Raw genomic sequence first — 19,633 nt, 5'->3', positions numbered from 1 at the left:
AGAATGCCAATAAAAAAATCAAAGTTTATTGATCCACGTGATAATCATGTCTATAAAACTGTAATAATAGGTAAACAAGAGTGGTTTGCTGAAAATCTTTGCTTTGCAACGCTTGATGGATTCTATTCATATGATCAAGCTGACCCTGATGTCCGTGATGATTTGGATGATTTGGAGGTCGATGGTGGTTATGGATATCTTTACACCATTGAAGCTGCCAATATGGCTGCTCCTGAAGGGTGGCGGTTGCCTTCGGAATCGGATTTTATTCAGTTGGCTCGTGCGGTTGGCGTCCCTAAAATGCAAACAATAAGGTTTTTGAGCAAGTTCTTGAAGAATAGTTTGTTTAATTGCGATAAAAGATGGGATGATGGGGCTGTGTGTGAATGTATTCAAAGCCTGAGTTGGAACGATGCTTGCAAGGATCCTTTTGGATTTTCGGCTATTTATAGTGGATATGGATATCTTATTGAATCGGAGAGTGACGGATATCGTGAGCAATTTTTGGAATTCAAAGGTCGAGGGGGATATGAGGAAGAAGACCCTTGTGTTGAGGCTCGCTTGTGGATGTCCTCGGAATGTGATGGGAAACCTGCGTATTTCTTTATAGAGAAAGATAGAGTTGGTTTTAGCAATAAATTAGATCGAACCAATATAGATACTTTTGTAAATCCCGTTCAATGTCTTTGCTCTGTTAGACTTGTTCGTGATGTAACGTAAATGAATCGTCAAAAACCGGCCTCTTGGGGACCGGTTTTTCTTTTGGGATAACTGCTATTTGCAAAATGATTGCCCTGCAACTCGACCCCTTGCTTTGCAAAAATCCTTTTGGTATATTCTCATTCAAAGTAAGGATAAGGTTATGACTATTCGCAGCAAATCAGCAAAATTCCCCAATTGTAAGCCTGTTGTGGTGCCCTCTTCGCAAGTTGAAAGAGTTTTGAAGTCCCTTTGGGGCGAAATAAAAGTTCCTGTGGTAGACTGTCCGATTATAGACAAGCCTGACGATCGTTAATCCGCTTTCAATGCGAGGCTCATCAAAATTACAAAATTCAGCGAGCGCCCCCATGTCCGTATTTCTTCTCGTATAAAGCGAGCCCGGATTTTTTCATGTATTCTTTTTCGGAGATAATCTTTTCGCCGGTAGTTACCTCGGATTCTTTCTTCTTGAAAACGAATCCTTCTGAATCTTTTACATATACATATGGCATATTAAACATTTTTTCAGGTGGAATTTCGACTTTTTCAGCCCTAGTAGTACCATTAAACCTAACTCTTTGCTAATGCAAAAAGATGATTGAATCTGTTTTTTGCTTTATTTAGCCATTTTGAGATTTCTGTTTCGTTTGCTATTTTTGCTAGCTCTCTTTTGAAATCACTGAAATAAATTGAAGCGTTGTCTAAATCTTTCTCAACAAGGAATGTGAGATTTTCGTTGTCTTCGGAATCGATTTTTATGTGTAGTATCGCAGAAAATCTGAAAAAACCTTGTCCTTGAAATAAGACTTCTTTAACTTTATACAGATGGACATTTCCTTTTATTATTTTGGAAACGCCTGCATCTAGGACTGATGTATGCTCATGGACAATAATCCAATTATTTGCGTATTTGCTGTTTAGTAAAGCTATGTCTCGAACTTTATTTGCTTCGTAAACAGTTTCCAATTCTTTATTGAGCTTGTTGATGTCGGCTTTTATTTCTTCTAGTGTTCTCATTTGTTATACCAATCAGATGTATGATATATTTTAATATATCTTCATTTACAAATTGCCGCAAGAGCTTCAACTTTGATGATTTTATAGCAATGGTGATGAAATCTTTTCACTATATTTAATACAAAAAATTTCTGAAAAGGGGAGCAAAGTATGATTGCAAAAATTTTTGCTGTTGGTTCTGTGGCGGCGATGTTCTTGACTGGCTGTTGCGATAAGCGGGCATCTTGTGAAGACTGTTCGAAATATGAAGATAAGTCCGCGGCGGTTCAAAAGTCCGCGGCACTCCCGACTACGACTGCGGCGGAATCTCGGCAAACAGTAGAATCTCGACAGGCGGCTACTCTCGCCGAGCAATCCAAGCAAACAGTACTTCCCGAGAAACCTCAAGAATCTCTTTCGCTTTGGAACGATCACGCTCCTGCGAAAGATTCTCTTGAAGCGTTTGTGCGTGCAACGACAGATTCAACCTCGCCAGATTTTATTCCAGCGGAACGCCGCATAGCTGTTTTCGATTGGGATGGCACGCTATTCCTCGAGACCGCTCCCACGTATTTTGACTGGATGCTTTTCGAACACCGCGTTCTTGACGATTCCACTTACAAGCCTACAAAAAAGCAGTTGAAGGCGGCACGTGAGGGGCGTGAAAAGAGAGTTTTCCCGGGGCTGAGCGCAGAGCGCGAACGCATGGTGGCTGAGGCATACAAGGGCATGACGCTATCGGAATTCGAAGCGTATGTTCGTGCGTTTATGCAAGAACCGCAGCCGGGATTTACGGGACTCAAGCGTGGCGAGGCCTATTACAAGCCTATGGTTGAAGTGGTAAAATTCTTGACAGCGAATGGCTTCACGGTTTACGTGAGCAGTGGTACTGAACGTTATACAATGCGCCCCGTTGTTGTTGATGGTCTCGGCCTCCCGCCCAAACAAATTATCGGTTCCGATGTAGTCGTGGTGACGAGCAACCAAAAAGGTGCGGACGGTCTTGCATACACGTTCCAGAACGGCGACAATCTCGTGCTTGCAGGGCAGAGCATTATCAAGAATTTGCAGACGAACAAGGTAACGACTCTCGCAAGTGAAATTGGCTACCAGCCGGTGCTTGCCTTTGGCAACAGCGGCACGGATGCAAGCCTCTTGAATTATGCAATTTCTAACAACAAGTACAGATCAATGGGCTTCATGTTGCTTTGCGATGACTTGGAACGCGAATATGGCAACGAGGCGAAAGCTGAAAAAATGCGCACCGCGAGCGAAAAGAACGGATGGATTCCCGTGTCCATGAAAAACGACTGGAAGACTATTTACGGGGACGGTGTTCAGAAGGCAAAATAAAATGCGCAGCGGGTGCCGCGCATTTCGCTTGTCATGCCAAAATTGGCATGTGCATTGTTACTTCGCTATTTCCACATAAATTCCTTTAGGCAGGTCGGGCATTTCGCCCGACTCTGTTCTTTTGCCGACGGGTTTTCCGAGCGCATTGAAAATCATGTTCCCGGGTTTGCCGCGTCTTGAACTGCGGATATTTGAGATCCTCGTTGTCTTCTGTTCTATCGTGACCGTGATTTCGAAAGTGACCTGCTTGCTTTCGTAAACGACTGCCTGTCGCACGGTAAACGAATCTCCGGCTTTGGCCTTATTCGGCATGTGGCCGATTTTTGTGGTCATGGTCGTGAGGTCCATGTTGGAGAATACGATGCTGGTGCCGTTCGGATCCCAGGCGACGATTTTGCCATTCTTGTCAAACCAGTGGCCGGTCCCTTCGCCGGTAGTGCGGCTGTTGAGCGTTCCGTCGGGCTCTACACCGTAGAACTTGACTTTGTTTGCAATTTCGTTTTGCTTGATGCCTAAAATCTTGGCGACTTCGCTACCGTTCAGGTCAAGCGTTACGGGGGCGTAATTGTCGCTAATCGGGAGTGTCGTTTCTAGTGCGATTTTCTGAACCGTGATTTGGACAGAACTGCTCGAGCTTTTCGGTGGCGTCACGCTAGACGAACTTGAAACAACTGGCGCACTGGATGAACTGGACGCGATTCCCGTTGAACTTGACGATTCTTGTGCTGGGCAGTTTCCGCCGATGCAGAACGTTAGCGTTTCTCCGGGCGTCCCGATGTCCGTAATCTTTAGCTCTGTTTTGGAACCGTTGTACCAGCGGATGGCGGGGTAGGCATCATCTGAAAATTCCGAATAAGTACCGCTCTTGAAGAACGTGTTGGCGGTGCTGCCCGGGCTTGGCCACTGGTCGCCGGGATTGTCGCTTGATTTTCCCGCCGCGCTGGCATGCACGATTCGGAGTCCGAGCTTGTCTGCAGCGGAATTGCCTTCGATCGAAAAATCGTAGTGCTGCATCAAGAGTCCGCTTCCTTTTAGCACTTGGTTGCGGCCCTTGTTTTGTACGTAGGACCATACTAAACCTTCTTTGTCGGGCCTTGCGGGGTTCTTGTAGCGGTAGCAGACTTCGCCGGGCTTTGTGGTTTCGAGGCTCACGTCGTTGCTGGTTACGTCCACAAAGGGAATCCAGCCTTGGTCCGCGCGGTAAAAGTCGTTGATGGCGACTGGGTTCAAATCATGCGCACGGTTGCCCATGGTGCAGTAATCGCCGTACCAATAAAGGTCCGGCCAGCCAAAAATCATGTGTCCCGATTCATGCACAAAGACGTAAATGGAAAACTTGCCGGGCATGTCCGTCATTTGATGATGCGTGAGCCGGACTCCGTCGCGCCTTTCGTTGGACCATCCGGAATGCGGCCAAAGGCCTTGTCCCCATGTTTGTCCGGGGCCTGCGTAGACGATGTTGATTGCTTCGGTCGTTCCGTCCTTGTCATTATCATAACGTGAAAAATCGACTAGTGGATCGAAGTAATTGAACACTTCTTTCATGAGCGAGTCCGAACCCGTGTACCCTTGCAGGTTTTCGTACCAGGACTTGGGATGTTTGGCGCGGTACCAGCCGTAAACTTCGTTGGTAAGGTCTAGCTGCCCGTTCGAAACGTCTAGATAGTAGTCGCGCACGGATCCGTTACAGCCGTCCCTGTTGAACCCTTCCTTGTTCAGCCATTCTTCAACGTCGGCTACCGAGACGGGCGCCTTCTGGTCTGAAAAATCGACGAGGAGCGTGAGGCTGTAAATTTTGCCCTTTGGGGCTGCATAATGGCTCTTGTTTTGTGTGACAGGCGTTCGTGCCAAGAGAAAACTTGGCTTGCCTGCGCTTTGGTTGTTGAATGTCGGTCGAGCCTCTTCGGGCCATTCCTGGACGCGTTTCCCTTGATACACGATGTCTGCAAAAAGCATCGTCGGGAGCAATAATATGCTCGATAATAGGCCGAATATAATTTTGGTTTTCATAAAACATCCCTTTCCCTTTAACTCTTTTATAAATACATTAATTTGCGGCAAGAAGGCGTTTCGTATGAAAAAAGCAAGGACTATTCATTTTACCCATAGCCTATTTTTATTACATTTCCTCCGAAACACTAATAACTAATGACTAATAACTAGTGACTAGATTATGAAATTCAAACGCATTCTTCTCAAGCTCAGTGGCGAAGCCCTCGCAGGCGAAAAGGGCCACGGCATCGATAACCAGATCCTTTCTGACATGGCCTCCGAAATTGCATCCATCGTCAAGCAGGGCGTTCAAGTCGCTCTCGTGATTGGCGGTGGCAACCTCGTTCGCGGCATTTCTGCATCTGCAGGCGGCATGAACCGCGCCCAGGGCGATGCCATGGGCATGCTCGGCACCGTGATGAACGGCCTCGCCATGCAAGATGCTTTGGACAAGCAGGGTATTGACTCCGTCGTGATGTCTGCCATCCGCATGGAACCGGTTTGCGAATTCTTTGACCGTCGCAAGGCCCTCAAGCTCTTGTCCGCTGGCTCCGTGGTCATCTTCTCTGCCGGTACGGGTAACCCGTTCTTCACGACGGACAGCTGCGCTGCTCTCCGCGCTATCGAAAGCGAATGCGATGTCATCATGAAGGCCACCAAGGTCGACGGCATCTACACGGCCGACCCGGTCAAGGATCCGACGGCTACCCGCTTCGACGACATCAGCTACAAGGAAGTCATTTCCCGCGGCCTCAAGGTCATGGACACCGCAGCCGTTGCACTTTGTATGGAAAATAACATGCCCATCTTTGTGTTCAAGATGGAAAAGGGCAACCTGACCCGCGCTGCTATCAACGGCGACCTCGGCACGCTCGTCCACTGCTAATCGCTTGCTATTCTAAGCGAAAACGCTTTTCAAGCCCGGCTTCGGCTGGGCTTCTTTTGTTATTTTGGCCCGCTATTCTAATTCGGAGCATTTTTTATTGGAGCGCCGAATCGCCTATTTTGTGTTAATAAAAATTTACACGTCGTTCGATAATCTTAAAAATTGTTTACATTTATATCACAACATCATTTCCCTGTAAGAAGGAGGAAATTATGAAAACCATGCAGAAAATGCTCGCAATGTCTCTAATTTGCGGTGGAGCATTGCTCTCTTCATGTTCGGACGATAGTTCGAGTAGTAATAGCCCTCAGGCTCCGCAGGCTCAGGTTAGCAAGGAACAGGCGGCTTTCGTCGAGAAAACTCGTGAAGACCTCAAGGAAATTGCTTCTAACCTTAACTTCAATTCCTGGAAGTTGGCAAACTCGCTCAACCAGGGTCTCAATGAATACGTGCTCAATAACCCAGAAATCGAAAATGCGGTTACCGGTGCTCTTTTGATCGATGTCCTTAAAACCATGACCCCAGTGGACAAGGATAGTGACCTCGGTAAAGAGGGTAAGGAATACATGGCCACCGTCGATTTGGCCAAGTTCAACTACCGCTTCACTTTGGGCACGGATGCTAAGTTCAAGGTTGCAGAATCCGATAATTTTGAAATGGTTTTCGCAGCCTGGAACCCGGAAACGGAAAAACTTGAAGCCGATAAGTTCAAGGTGTCTTTGAAGATGGGAGGAAGCTCCTTCAAGGTTCTCCATAACATTAAAGCCCTTGAAACGTTGGCGCTCGTGATGGTTGTTCCTGCTGATGTTTCTTTCGCAATCTCTGTGAAGGAAAACGACAAGTGGAACGACCTCTTTACGGGTGAATTCAAGAACGAAGCCAAGCTGAAGGACGGAACGGAATACTTTGACAAGATGACGTCTGTGTTCAACGTCTCTGGTAAGGTCAATGCTTCGTTGCCGGCTCTTGAAAAGGACGGTAAGAAAATGGCTGCAGACAATGCCACTATCGACTTCGCTGTCGGCCAGGACCCTTCGACGCATAAGTCTACGTTGAAGTTCAGCTTTGTGCACAACGACAAGAAGGTCGTTGCTGTTGCCGCCGAAAACAAGAGAGATGGCAGCGAGCCTGTTGACCTCTCGATGCTCCCCAACAGCAATAGCATTATCGACTTGTTTGCTGCTTTGATCGAAGGTCAGAGTATCGAAAGCTTGTCGATTACGTTGATGGATAACCTCGAAATCTCTGTGAAGGTCTCGGATAGGGATGAACTCCTTGCTGCTCAGCGTGCGATGAACGAAGCTCGTCGTAACTATGCGGACAAGAGCACCATTGATACCTACACCAAGAAGATGAACGAATACGTGACGGCATCCTTTACCGCCAAGGGCTTGGAAAAGGAAGTCCCGATGAAGTTCGAAACGGTGCAGTTCGGTGTTGACTTCTTGGCTATGCCGAGCATGATGTTCAACGAGGACGAAGGCTATGTCCCGCTGACGGAAGTGCTTGACCAGGAAACCCTCGTCTACGGTATCAACATCATTGATCATGCTGCAGACCCGATGGCCGAAACGATTGTCGTTGTCCGTCAGTTGTTGCAGTACTTCAATCTCCTCATGGGAACCTACGATCTCAATGAGATTATAGAGGAAAAGACTAAGGCCAGTAACTAAATTATAAATAACTTACAATCTGGCGCCCTTGCGATTGCGGGGCGCTTTTTTGCATTTTGAATATGCTATCTTTGCCGGATAAGAAGGATTGTAAGATGGCTCGTTGTCCTAAGATATTTTTGCTCGTACTTTTTTTTGTTGGCCACGTATTGGCTTCGGAAATGACTGTGAAAATTGGGGATGGGACTGTTGCGAAAAACGATTCTGTATGGGTGCAGAAGTTTGATGAAAAATTTTCGCTGCGCTTTTTGTGCGACTACACTCTTTGGAGCGTCTGGAATACGGCTTATGGCAATGAAGCTCTTGTGTCCAATTCACCGGTATCTTTGGGACTTGGATTTGCCTACGATGACCTTTTTACGTTGTTTGGAGTTTCGTGGGATATCTCGTGGGATTTCACGATGAGTCTCTTCTTGGGGTCCGATGAAGAAAGTTCGAAAATTGACGCCTTTGAAACGGGACTGGATTTATTCCCTGGAAAATTCTGGATTGAAATTTGGCTTTCTTATTATTCCGGTTTTTCGGTAAAGACGGAGCAAGAGGGGAAAAAGGTCCGTCGGTTTAGTGATCTTAATTTCTTCGAAATGTACGTTTCGGCACTTTGGATGTTGACTTCGAAGGACAAGTTCTCGCCTCGTAGCGCGTACTTTTTGGATCGGCGGCAAAAGCATTCGGCGGGTAGCTGGGTCTTTGGTGGGCGTTTTCAGGGCAATATAGTCGAAGATCCCGATAGCCTATTGACTTTTTATGAGGGTGAACGTGTTCTGTCGTCCATATGGGGGAATGTCGGATACACGTATACTTGGGTACTTGAAAACGGATTTTTTGGAAACATTTGGCTGGATATCGGGCTCGTCTATGGAATAAACAACGAAGACGAATATACCGTGATGCCGCAACCCGATTTCAAGACGGCTTGGGGGTATGTCGGGAAAAAATGGTCATGGAATATAGTGGTGGAGGCTGAGTACAACGCTTTCTCGTACAAATCGTATTGGGAACAGAAACTCATCGTGAAGGGCGGGATTTTGGTGGTCCGCAGGTTCTAGGGTATCCCCCTTTTAAAATTTTTACCTATATTTCCCGTGAATAACTAGCAACTAGGAACTAAAAATGTCTGAATATTCTGAAAAGATGGACAAGGCCATCGAGGCCACCGAACGTGAATTTTCCAAGATCCGCGCTGGCCAGGCAAGCCCGGCTATCCTCAACGGCGTACGTATTGACTACTATGGCACTCCGACCCCGATTTCTCAGGTCGCAAAGATTTCTGTGCCTGAACCGCGTATGTTGCTCGTGACTCCGTGGGAAAAGCAGCTCGTCGATACAATTGACAAGGCTATCCTCGCTGCAAACATCGGCCTTACCCCGATGAAGGACGGCAACTGCATCCGCGTGACGCTCCCGATCCTCACGACCGAGCGCCGTAAGGAACTCGCCAAGATCGCCCGCAAGCATGCCGAAGACGGCCGTGTGGCTATCCGCAACATCCGCCGCGATGCTAACGACGCCCTCAAGAAGAACAAGGAAATCTCCGAGGACGAAGTCAAGAAACAGCAGGACGAAATCCAGAAGGCTACCGACAAGGCCATTGCTGAAATCGATCGTTTGCTTGCCGAAAAGGAAGCAGACATCCTCAAGGTGTAGTCCGGGGTTTGCGTGGCAAATCAGCTTAGACATGTCGCAATCATTATGGACGGCAACGGGCGCTGGGCTCGTAGCCGTGGCTTGGAACGTTTTTTAGGCCACCGCAAGGGAACTGAATCGACAATCGATGCGGTCGAGGTGGGAGTGAACCTCAAGCTCGAACACATGACCTTGTACGTTTTCAGTTCCGAAAACTGGGGCAGGCCGTCAAAGGAAGTGGATTACCTGATGAACCTTCTCATTGAGATGGTGGTTAAGGAAATCCCCGACTTGATGGAAAAGAACGTGAAGCTCACGGTCATCGGTAATATGAACCGTATTCCCGAAAAGCCGCGTGCAAGTCTCCAGTCCGCAATTGATAAGACGGCAAACAACACGGGCATGCAGCTGAACCTCGCCATCTCCTATGGCGGTCGTCAAGAAATCGTCGAAGCGACAAAGAGCATTGCTGCCGAAGTGGCTGCAGGCAAACTCTCCCTCGATGAAATCAATGACGAAGTTTTTGCCAAACATTTGTACCTGAAAGGCGCTCCCGATCCGGACCTGATTATCCGCACGGGTGGCGAATTCAGGCTTTCCAACTATCTTTTGTGGCAGGCCGCCTATAGCGAGTTCTATGTGACGAACACGCTCTGGCCTGATTTCACGAAGGAAGAGTTCATGAAGGCGGTCGAGTTCTTTAATACTCGCGAACGCCGTTTTGGGAAGGTTCTTCATGAGTAATTTGACTCAGCGATTGATTACTGCATTTATCGCTATTCCAATCGTTTTTGTTTTACTTTGGTTCAACGACTTTAGCCGCATTGGACTGATGTGCTTTTTGGGCGCTGTGGGCGCCTGGGAATGGGCTCGCATGGCATCGAAGATGTACAAGGGTCCGGACATGCGTTACCTCTCGTTTGCATCGTCCTTGGCATTGACGCTGGCGTGGGCTCTTTCGAAGGGTGGTTATTTTGGACTCCCGGCTGTGCCTTACGTTGTCGGCATGACTTTCCTCGCCATTTTCGCCATTTACATTGGCGTTGCCTACGCGAAGGTCGAAATCGACCACTTGTTCCCGTGGCTCGTGATGCAGCTCGGCGCTCCGCTGTACGTAGGGCTCTGGGGCGGCATGAACGTGCTCATGATGGGCAATGGCCGGGGCTTTGAACATTGCTATCCGTTCATCCTCGTGATGACTGCGGTGTGGCTCTGTGATACGGTCGCGTATTTCTTTGGCAAGTTTGCTGCAGGCAAGGGACCGTTTGGTCGTCATTTGTTTGCGCCGAGCATCAGCCCGAAGAAGACTTGGGAAGGCTCGATTGCAGGTTCCGTCGCAACAATTGCGTGGGTTGCCTACTGGGTTAAGTGCAGCGCTTCGCTCAGCTCGTTCGAAATGAATTTCACTTGGACATCGGCAGTCGTCATTGGCCTCCTCATCACGGTGGCTGGCCAGGTGGGCGACCTCTTGATGTCTGCACTCAAGCGCTGGAGCGGCACGAAGGATTCCGGGAACTTGTTTGTCGGGCACGGTGGCGTGCTTGACCGTTGCGACTCGTTCCTTCTCGCAGCACCTGCTCTATACATCTTCATGGATTTCTTGAAGAGCGTTGTGTAAAAACAAAAGCGCTACGCAAAAGCATTGAAAAGACCGTAACTGATTCTCTCAGTTACGGTCTTGTTTTTTTTGCAAGGTTTAAGTTCTTGATTATCTTTTGGGGGTTAACGGCTTCTTGCCTCCCATGCCGTGCTCCTCCATGTAAATGGCGAGGTAGTCAATAACGCCTGAATCTGCGCCTTTGACCGGAACATAGCGCAAGCTGTTGTCTGCCCCGATGATGATGGCAAGCCCGGCGATGTAATTAATCCAGTGGTAATCTTCATGGTACTTCAAGGCGACTTTGCCTTTGGAGCCGAACACGGCGAGCGGCATGACGAAAATGTCGTGCGAGACCATGATGCTTACGCGTTTCCACTTGGGTAAATTCTTGAGGATGACTTTCTGTATGAATTCTTCGGCGCGTGGGGTGAGTTCGTAAAGCGCGTCTGTGTAGCCGCCTTCGTAAGCCCAGTGGGCCATGAGTTCAACGGAGCCACCCTTCATTCCGAGTGATGTACCGTATTGTGCGAGGGAATCGGCAGAAATTTTCAAGAACCAGTTTCCGGTAATATCGTAGTTCGTGATGAGCTTTGGAAGGCTTGCTTCTCCACGGCCTTTTGAAATGTTGTTTGCAGTCTCGTTGGTGCGCACGAATCCCGAAGTGATGTAACTAAATTCTTCGTCGCTCTTGAGCGTGGTACCTAAATTTTGGGCCATTTTTACGCCGTTAGCGGTGAGTTCCGTTTCTATGGCGACATTGTCTTCGCGCTCGGAATGTCGAATGATGAAGACTGCTTTTTCGTCTGCGGTAAGACTCTTGTAGACGTCGGCGACAGTTGCAAAACCGTTCTCGTCAAGCGAAATCTCTTTTGCTGGTAGCGATGTTTGCGAGGAACTGGAAGATTTTGCTACATCTGAAGACGAAGAAACTGGCGTCTCTTGCGATGATGAAATTGCGGATGAACTTGTTTGAACTGCAGAAGACGAAGACCGCCGATGACTGCTTCGTGATGAACTGGAAAATTGTTTTTGCACGCTTGACGATGAGCTTTGTTGAATGGCTGAACTTGATGGCTCCTCAATTGTTGTAGTTGTGGAAGAGGATGAAGCGGTGCTTTCAGGAGCTGTTGTGGATGTGGCATTGTCACAGGCTGAAAGCATCGCCGTGTATGCGATTGCGGCGAACAAGGGATAAGCCGCAATCGCGCAGAGCGCGCTTTGTGTAGGTTTATTCATTTACGAACCCCACTGGTAATCGCCGGCTTCATAGACTGGATTTTCTCCGTTGAAGCCGCGTGGGCGCTTGATTTTATCATCGAATAAAGTCTTATTGAAAATGCGGAAGTCGCCGCGTTCATAGCTCTGGAATGAAATGTGACAGAAAATGGGGCCCGCCGGCATGTATTCGCTGAAGCTCATGGTGCGTTCGCCCGCCGTGTAAAGGTAGTTGAAATACTTGCCGTTTAAAACGATGTGGAGACCGATATTTCCGACGGTGAACCAGCGCCCTTTGGCGAGAATGTTTTCGTGGTGGGTGTCGTCGTAGTCCATGACGACAAATTCTGCATCGCCGCTCTTGTCTAAGTGGAAGCGGTACTTATGGTTTCCGCCACAGCAACGCCCGTCGAAAAACCACGTGTATCCGCTTGCGGCTGCAATGCGCGGATCGCGAACGCTTGTGTCGGGGTGGGCGAGTTGCTCGTCTGTGACGATGCGCTCGGGTTCTACAGCGGCGATAAGCTGTGCTAAAGTCTTGGGATTGCTTACGGTCGGGAGACTTACTTTATTCTTGGCTTCGCTTGCGGCTCGCCTGTACAGACGGTATGGAATGCCGTCATCGCTAATCATTGTGAGTTCATCTTCGCTGAACACGTAGTAAGCGTAAGTCTTTGTGCCACTCTTGGTGACAACGTTAAAACTGCGGTTGTTGAGCGTGTACCACTGCCCTGAAACATTCGGGAAGCCAGAAACTGCCGCAACACCATTTTCTCCGATAACGACAGTGTAGTCGTCGCTGATCCAGGCTTCGTCTGCGGTGGTAATCAAGCGGCAGTCGCGATTCTTGTCGCCTTGGCAGGTGGCTGCAGACGGATTTGCCGCTTCGCAGGGGCTTACCATTCCCGGCGGGAGTTTCGTAGACATGCCTAGTCTAAAGCCCATGTCTGCAGCGCCATCGCGGCTGCGGATGGCGCGACGGCTCACTCGCGCAAAATCCGCGGGCTCGCCGTAACTCCCGCCTCTTCGCGTCTTGTTGCCACTTCCTGTGAGCTGTACCGGATTTACCTTGTCTGCGTCCGTGTAGGCTACGAGCCAGTCATAGACCCATTCCCATGAGTTGCCACTCATGTCGTAAAGTCCAAGCTTGTTTGGTTTCTTAGTGGCAACATCGTGTGATTTTCCGCCGCTGTTTTCGGAATACCATGCCACATCATCGACGTTGTTACTACCTGAAAATTTAAACTTGTCTGCAATTCCGTCTTTGCCACCGCGGGCCGCAAATTCCCATTCGGCATCGGTCAACAGTCGGTACTGTCTCCCTGTTTTTTGCCCAAGCTTGCAGGCGTAATTGTTGGCGTCAAACCAGCTTACGCCGATTTTGGGAGCTTTGTCCGATTCCCATGCATTCTTTTTCCCGCCCATGACGGCGTTCCATTGGGCTATCGTTACTTCGGTCGGTGCAATATGGTATTCGTCAACTGTTACTTTATGCGAAGGTGTTTCGTAAATTTTATCAGGCTCGGCACAGTTGTCGCAGCCGCGCGTGTAAGTGCCGCCAGCCACATAGACCATGTTGAAGGCGACTCCGTTTACCGTGTCTGCAAAATTTGCGGGTGAAGTATAAACAAAGGAACTCTCGCTAGAACTGGAATTTGCATGTGCACTAGAGGAGTTCCCTTGCTCGATTCCCGAAGAAGAACTTCTGTGCGGATGCCCGCTTGAAGAGCTTTTGACTGAGCCCGAGGAACTCCCTTGCATTCTGGAAGACGTTGCCGAATTCCCCACTGAAGACTCCGCTTCTGAAGAAATCAAATCCCCGGATGGCGAAGAACCGCCTGCGTTCCCTGTAAAACTGGAACTGGACGAAATTCCAAAATCATCTGTAACGGAAGAAAGATTACTGTTTTCTCCGGAGACTCCGTTGTCCGAAGAATCCGAGCACCCTATGAACATCCCCACTGCGCAACAACACGCAGCATATACACCCGAGGAAAGTATGCGCATATGCACCTCCTTCGAGCAAACCTAACCCAATAAAAATATACCCTAAAAATTTTCTTTGGAATGTAAATTATTGTAAGCGTTTTTTGGAGCGGAGCTGTAAATGAAAATTATTATTCTATCTTTATAAAAAAGCTTGCAATTATCGAGGTTTTTAAATGAAAAATGTAGTTCTCCTGGGTGCCACCGGTTCTATCGGAACCTCTAGTGTTGACGTCATTCAACAGCATTCCGATTTGTTCCACCTTTATGCCGTAGCTGCAAATAGCAGTGTGAACAAGGTTGCAGAAATCGTGCGCAAGTACAATGTCGAACGCGTGTGCATGTTCAACGAAGTCGCTGCAAAAGAACTCGAAATCGTGCTTGGCCGAAAGGTCCTTGTCGGCATGGAAGGCCTCTGTGAACTCGCTGCCGACCCGAAGGCGGACATCATCATCAACGCCTTGATGGGCGCTGTGGGCTGCCTCCCGACGATTACGGCGATTGAACATGGCAAGCATGTGGCTCTTGCGAACAAGGAAACGATGGTGATGGCAGGCCCGGTCATTTGGGACAAGCTTGCTGAAAATCCGAAGTCCTTCATCACGCCGATCGACTCTGAACACAGTGCCATTTTCCAGTGCCTTGAAGGCGGCAAGCGCGAATCCGAAGTCGAATTCCTCGAAATCACGGCTTCGGGTGGTCCGTTCCGCGAATGGCCGATTGAAAAGTTTGAAAAAATCACTGTCGCCGACGCCTTGAATCATCCGGTGTGGAGCATGGGCAAGAAGATTACGATTGACTCTGCTTCCATGATGAACAAGGGCCTCGAAGTGCTCGAAGCTCACTTCTTGTTCCACATTCCGTATGACCAGATCAAGGTTGTGGTTCACCCGCAGTCCATGGTACATTCCTTGGTGCAGTTCCGCGATGGTTCCTTGATGGCCCAGCTCGGCGCTCCTGACATGCGCATCCCGATTCAGGTGGCTCTCACGTGGCCTGACCGTCTCAAGCTCGAAACCAAGCGCCTCGACTTGCCGACGCTTGCAAAGCTCACGTTCTTCGAACCGGACTTCAACAAGTTCCGTTGCCTCGCTCTTGCCTTTGAAGCTGGCCGCCGTGGCGGTATCGTGCCGTCGATGATGAACGCCGCAAACGAAGTCCTCGTGGACCGTTTCCTCAAGGGTAACCTCAAGTTCACCGATATCCCGAAGTACGTGGAAATGGTGATGGAAAAGGCCCCGAATGTCACCGGTCATCTTTCTCTTGAACAAGTGCTCGAAGCCGACAAGGAAGCCCGCCTCATGACAGAAGGCTTCTTGAAGTAAAGAGCCGATTGTAGGCTGTAAACAGGAAAATTGCTGTTTCGCACATTGGGTACAGTTGTAACCAGATTGTCCAATAAAAGTTGGGCAATCTCTTTTTTTTAGGGTAGATTTATATTGTGAAAAATGGAAAGGAGTGTCTTATGAAGTTCTCGTTCGGCTTGAAACAGTATATTTCTGCTGCGGCAGTCGCTTTGACGCTTGCGTCTACAGCATTTGCTGCGACGGCTTACATCAACCAGGTTGGTTACCGCACTACGGATCCCAAGGAATTTACGCTCTTTGAAGGTTCTGGTGATATCGAAATTAAGGATGCCGCGGGTCAGGTTGTGCTCAAGGTCACTCCGAAGGCTGCTTCTCGCTGGAATCCGAGCGGTCAGGATGTACAGCTCGTTGATTTCTCTGATTTGACTGCACCTGGGACTTATTCCATCACGCAGGGTGGGCAGGTACTCCGTTCCGATTTGGTGATTGCCGAAAAGCCGTTTGAAAATATTGCTAAGGCCGCCCTCAAGTGGTACTATTATCAGCGTGCTTCCATGGCTTTGGAAGAAACGTATGCAGGTCAGTGGAAGCGTGATGCGGGGCACACGAATCCGACGGCTAAGCTTCACAGCTCTACGGGTGCTTCGGGCACGATTGAATCGAGCAAGGGCTGGTACGATGCCGGTGACTACGGTCGCTATATCGTGAACTCGGGCATTACGACTTACACGCTCCTTTCGCTTTATGAACACTTCCCGGATTACTTCAAGACGTTCAAGTGGAACATCCCTGCTGAAGGAACTTTGCCGGATTTGCTTGCCGAAATCAAGTACAATCTCGACTGGATGCTTACCATGCAGGCTGCAGATGGCGGCGTTTACCACAAGCTTTCGACGCTCCAGTTCCCGGGCGATGTGATGCCTGCCAAGGATACGGAACCGCTTTATGTGATTGGAAAGGGTACTGCGGCTGCGTTCAATTTTGCTGCGGTTATGGCTGCTGCATATCGTGTGTATAAACCGTTTGATGCCGCTTATGCCACAACGTGCCTTGAAGCAGCAAAGAAGGCTTATGCTTGGGGCGTCCAGAATCCGAAGGTGGCATTCGACAATCCGATGGATGTTGCTACTGGTTCATATGGCGATGGCAAATTGACCGATGAAAAGGTCTTCGCTGGTATGGAAATGTTTATTTCTACAGGCGATGTCTCGTACAAGCCGACGCTGGATCCGAACGAATCCAGTATTGTTCCTGCCTGGCCTGAAGTCTATGGACTTGCGGTTTATGGCGCAGCTAGCCATCCGACGGAAGTGGCTGCTGATGCTGCAACTGCAAAAACGATGTTGACAGACTATGCCAACGAATTTGCCTATGCCGCAACGAAGGGCTTTGGCGTTGTCATGTCTCAGGAAGATTTCGTTTGGGGCTCGAATGCTGTTGCTGGTAACCAGGGCGTGTTCCTCCTTTACGCTTACTACGTGACCGGTGAACAGAAGTATTATGAGGCAGCCAAGAAGGTGGTGGACTATTTGCTTGGCAAGAACCCGCTTGATATGTCCTTTGTGACTGGATTTGGTACAAAGTCTCCGAAACTGCCGCACCATCGTCCGAGTACAGCCGATAAGGTGACGGATCCTGTTCCGGGCATGGTTGTGGGTGGTCCGCAGCCGGGTGGTGAAGATATAGGAACGAAGTCCTGGGAATGCAAGGATTATAGAACGGGTGTGGCTGCAACATCCTATACGGATAATCGCTGCAGCTATGCCACGAACGAAGTCGCTATTAACTGGAACGCTCCGTTTGCATACCTCGTGGGTGCCATGGAAGCTTTGAACGCTGGCTATGCCCCGTCCTTCGCTGTTGAAGGTGTTGCAAAGGGTGGAACTTCTGCTCTCAAGCCTTCGATTTTGAGAAACCGCGGAAAGGTTGAAACTGCACCGCGCCTTCGTATTGCTGATCAGAAGGTGTTCATCGAAAAGAATGGCAAGCGCTTTGACCTCAAGGGTCATCTCATCAAGTAATTCTCCTACCTAACCTCAAAAATCCATATTCATAGAATGCAGAAACGGCGCCTCTCCCGGGACGCCGTTTTTCATGTGTTTTTTTACAAAACACTTGCAACACTTTTCTTTAAAATGATGTTCGGACGGGTGGAAAAGATGCTTGAACGGCTCTATATTATATGGGCTAAAACTTGCACTTTTTTACGAGGATGTTTGTGAATAATCATGCGTTAAAGTCCGTAGCGCTTGCCGCGCTCGTCGCAGCCCCAGCTTTCGCAGCGACTGCCTACATCAACCAGATTGGCTATCGTCCGGGCGACTTCAAGGAACTCGCTCTTGTCGATGCTAACGGCAGCGTGGATTTCGTAAATGCCGCCGGTGAGGTCGTTCTCTCCGTGACGCCTAAGGCCGCATCTTACTGGGATGCGAGCGGTCAGAATGTCCAGCTCGTCGATTTCTCCAAGCTTGCCGAAGCGGGCAAGTACAGCATCAAGGTAAACGGCAACGTGCTCCGTTCTGATCTCGTCGTGAAATCCCAGACGTACGAAGAAATCGTCAAGGCTTCCATCAAGTGGTTCTACTACCAGCGCGCTTCCATGGCTCTCGAAAGCCAGTATGCAGGCAAGTGGGCCCGCGCAGCCGGCCACACGAATCCGACTGCCGAACTTCACAATTCTACGGGTGCTTCGGGTACAATCAATTCGACCAAGGGCTGGTACGATGCTGGCGACTACGGCCGTTACATTGTGAACTCGGGCATCACGACCTACACGCTCCTCTCTCTTTACGAACACTTCCCGCAGTATTTCAAGACGCTCAAGTGGAACATCCCGGCCGAAGGCTCCCTCCCGGATTTGCTTGCCGAAATCAAGTACAATCTTGACTGGATGCTCACCATGCAGGCGTCCGATGGCGGCGTCTACCACAAGCTTACCTCTCTCGGTTTCCCGGGCGATGTGATGCCGGCGCAGGACAATTCCAAGCTCTATGCTATCGGCAAGAGCACGGCGGGTACGTTTGACTTTGCTGCCGTGATGGCAATGGCTTCCCGCATTTACAAGCCGTTCGACGCGACTTACGCTTCCAAGTGCCTCGAAGCCGCTAAAAAAGCTTACGCTTGGGGCCAGCAGAACCCGAGCCGCAACTATCTCGCTAATCCGTCGGATGTCTCGACGGGTGCCTACGAAAACGACAATCCGAACGACGAAAAGGTTCTTGCCGGGACAGAACTCTTCATCACGACGGGTGATGCTTCTTACAAGCAGTCCGGCTCATCGGAATACGTCTCTTACTGGGGCGATGTCATGGGCCTTGCCACGTACGAAAAGGCTACACATCAGGCGCAATTTGGTGGCGATGCAAACGAAGCCAAGCAAAAGATTTTGGGTACTGCAGACAACTTTGCTAACCGCGCCGAAAAAGGCTTTGGCGTCGTGATGGCAAAGGATGACTTTGTATGGGGTTCCAATGCGGTTGCCTCCAATCAGGGTGTTTGGCTCTTGCATGCCTACTACCTCACGGGTGAACAGAAGTATTACAAGGCTGCCGTCAAGGTTCTTGATTACTTGCTCGGCAAGAACCCGCTCGACATGTCTTTCGTAACGGGTTACGGTACGAAGTCTCCGAAAATGCCGCACCACCGTCCGAGTACTTCGGATAACGTAGAAGAACCGATCCCGGGTATGCTCGTGGGTGGCCCGCAGCCTGGCGGCGAAGACGTTGGTTCTGCCGCAGAATGGAAGTGCGCTGATTATCGCAAGGGCCAGGCGGCAACCGCTTACACCGATCAGCGTTGCAGCTATGCTACGAACGAAGTCGCTATCAACTGGAACGCTCCGCTCGCTTATCTCGCTGGCGCTATTGAAGCCATCAACGCGGGCTATGCACCAGAATTTGCCGCCGCAGGCGTTGCAAAACAGGATGTACCTGCATCGAGCTCTTCCGAAGCTCCCGCAAGCTCTTCTTCGAGTGTTCCGCAGAGTTCTTCCTCCGAAGTTGCAAGTAGTTCTTCTGTTCCGGGCGTTTCCTCCAGCTCTTCTGCAAACGTGGAATCCTCCAGTTCGCAGGGGACGATTGCAATTCACGCTCCGGTCGAATCTAGAATGATGCGCTCGGCACAGCCGCGTCTCCGCTTCGATGACCAGAAACTCTTCATCGAAAAGAACGGCAAGCGCTTTGACCTCAAGGGTCATCGCATCAAGTAAATCGATTCTCTCATATTCATAGAATGCAAAACGGTGCTCCATTCGGGGCGCCGTTTTTTTCTAAATTGACCGTATGATGTCGAGTATATTAAA

16 protein-coding genes are annotated in these 19,633 nt (G+C 49.4%); 12 read left to right on the top strand and 4 right to left on the bottom strand.

Annotation, left to right across the window (positions count from 1 at the left end; translation table 11 throughout):
- The first annotated feature begins 3 nt into the window (after positions 1–3).
- Positions 4–720, top strand: a complete 717-nt coding sequence (locus B9Y77_RS10375) for an FISUMP domain-containing protein (protein ID WP_085491565.1) — start codon at positions 4–6, stop codon at positions 718–720.
- A gap of 549 nt (positions 721–1,269) precedes the next feature.
- On the opposite strand, the gene B9Y77_RS10370 is transcribed toward B9Y77_RS10375, so the two are convergent.
- The gene (locus B9Y77_RS10370) at positions 1,270–1,716 is read right to left on the bottom strand and encodes a hypothetical protein (protein ID WP_073424924.1); all 447 of its coding nucleotides are present in this window, start codon (positions 1,714–1,716) and stop codon (positions 1,270–1,272) included.
- 150 nt (positions 1,717–1,866) lie between these two features.
- Here B9Y77_RS10370 and B9Y77_RS10365 point away from each other — a divergent pair, with 150 nt between their 5' ends.
- A complete protein-coding gene (locus B9Y77_RS10365; RefSeq protein WP_085491564.1) occupies positions 1,867–3,048 on the top strand; it encodes an HAD family hydrolase in 1,182 nt (393 codons plus the stop codon).
- A gap of 57 nt (positions 3,049–3,105) precedes the next feature.
- Here the strand turns inward: B9Y77_RS10365 and B9Y77_RS10360 are convergent, their stop codons facing one another.
- Entirely contained in the window at positions 3,106–5,058 is a 1,953-nt protein-coding gene (locus tag B9Y77_RS10360; protein WP_085491563.1) for a M6 family metalloprotease domain-containing protein, read from the bottom strand.
- Between the two features lie 163 nt (positions 5,059–5,221).
- On the opposite strand from B9Y77_RS10360, the gene pyrH reads away from it, so the two are divergent.
- The 6 genes from pyrH to B9Y77_RS10330 all read left to right on the top strand — a co-directional run bounded on the left by pyrH (position 5,222) and on the right by B9Y77_RS10330 (position 10,843).
- Positions 5,222–5,926, top strand: coding sequence for a UMP kinase (pyrH, locus tag B9Y77_RS10355; protein ID WP_173346818.1), 705 nt, complete (start codon positions 5,222–5,224; stop codon positions 5,924–5,926).
- Between the two features lie 212 nt (positions 5,927–6,138).
- On the top strand, positions 6,139–7,599 hold the full coding sequence (locus tag B9Y77_RS10350) for a hypothetical protein (protein ID WP_085491561.1): 1,461 nt from the start codon (positions 6,139–6,141) through the stop codon (positions 7,597–7,599).
- Between the two features lie 161 nt (positions 7,600–7,760).
- Positions 7,761–8,648, top strand: a complete 888-nt coding sequence (locus B9Y77_RS10345) for a DUF4421 family protein (RefSeq protein ID WP_254900003.1) — start codon at positions 7,761–7,763, stop codon at positions 8,646–8,648.
- A gap of 64 nt (positions 8,649–8,712) precedes the next feature.
- Complete coding sequence (frr, locus tag B9Y77_RS10340) at positions 8,713–9,246, top strand: ribosome recycling factor (protein WP_014546512.1); 534 nt, start codon at positions 8,713–8,715, stop codon at positions 9,244–9,246.
- 12 nt (positions 9,247–9,258) lie between these two features.
- Entirely contained in the window at positions 9,259–9,969 is a 711-nt protein-coding gene (locus tag B9Y77_RS10335) for an isoprenyl transferase (protein ID WP_085491559.1), read from the top strand.
- Positions 9,962–10,843 carry a phosphatidate cytidylyltransferase gene (locus B9Y77_RS10330; RefSeq protein WP_085491558.1) on the top strand — a complete coding sequence of 294 codons (882 nt, stop codon included), beginning with the start codon at positions 9,962–9,964 and terminating at the stop codon, positions 10,841–10,843. The genes B9Y77_RS10335 and B9Y77_RS10330 overlap by 8 nt, the downstream gene beginning before the upstream one ends.
- Positions 10,844–10,933: 90 nt before the next feature.
- Here the strand turns inward: B9Y77_RS10330 and B9Y77_RS10325 are convergent, their stop codons facing one another.
- Positions 10,934–11,860, bottom strand: a complete 927-nt coding sequence (locus B9Y77_RS10325; RefSeq protein ID WP_176221745.1) for a histidine phosphatase family protein — start codon at positions 11,858–11,860, stop codon at positions 10,934–10,936.
- 22 nt (positions 11,861–11,882) lie between these two features.
- On the opposite strand from B9Y77_RS10325, the gene B9Y77_RS15970 reads away from it, so the two are divergent.
- On the top strand, positions 11,883–12,020 hold the full coding sequence (locus tag B9Y77_RS15970; protein WP_176221744.1) for a hypothetical protein: 138 nt from the start codon (positions 11,883–11,885) through the stop codon (positions 12,018–12,020).
- A gap of 41 nt (positions 12,021–12,061) precedes the next feature.
- Here B9Y77_RS15970 and B9Y77_RS10320 read toward each other — a convergent pair whose 3' ends face one another.
- Complete coding sequence (locus B9Y77_RS10320; protein ID WP_254900002.1) at positions 12,062–14,047, bottom strand: formylglycine-generating enzyme family protein; 1,986 nt, start codon at positions 14,045–14,047, stop codon at positions 12,062–12,064.
- Between the two features lie 155 nt (positions 14,048–14,202).
- Here B9Y77_RS10320 and dxr point away from each other — a divergent pair, with 155 nt between their 5' ends.
- The 3 genes from dxr (at position 14,203) to B9Y77_RS10300 (ending at position 19,540) form a co-directional block, all read left to right on the top strand.
- Positions 14,203–15,351, top strand: a complete 1,149-nt coding sequence (gene dxr, locus B9Y77_RS10310; RefSeq protein ID WP_014546518.1) for a 1-deoxy-D-xylulose-5-phosphate reductoisomerase — start codon at positions 14,203–14,205, stop codon at positions 15,349–15,351.
- Positions 15,352–15,491: 140 nt separating this feature from the next.
- Positions 15,492–17,354, top strand: a complete 1,863-nt coding sequence (locus tag B9Y77_RS10305; RefSeq protein ID WP_085491554.1) for a glycoside hydrolase family 9 protein — start codon at positions 15,492–15,494, stop codon at positions 17,352–17,354.
- 191 nt (positions 17,355–17,545) lie between these two features.
- Positions 17,546–19,540 (top strand): glycoside hydrolase family 9 protein, encoded by a 1,995-nt coding sequence (locus B9Y77_RS10300; RefSeq protein ID WP_085491553.1) that lies wholly within the window; start codon positions 17,546–17,548, stop codon positions 19,538–19,540.
- Positions 19,541–19,633: the final 93 nt, after the last annotated feature.

This window comes from Fibrobacter sp. UWB13 (assembly GCF_900177805.1).
In the GTDB taxonomy this organism is placed as follows: Bacteria; Fibrobacterota; Fibrobacteria; order Fibrobacterales; family Fibrobacteraceae; genus Fibrobacter.
The sequence above is the reverse complement of the archived record's forward strand: the minus strand, read 5'-3'. Positions and strand labels throughout refer to the sequence as shown.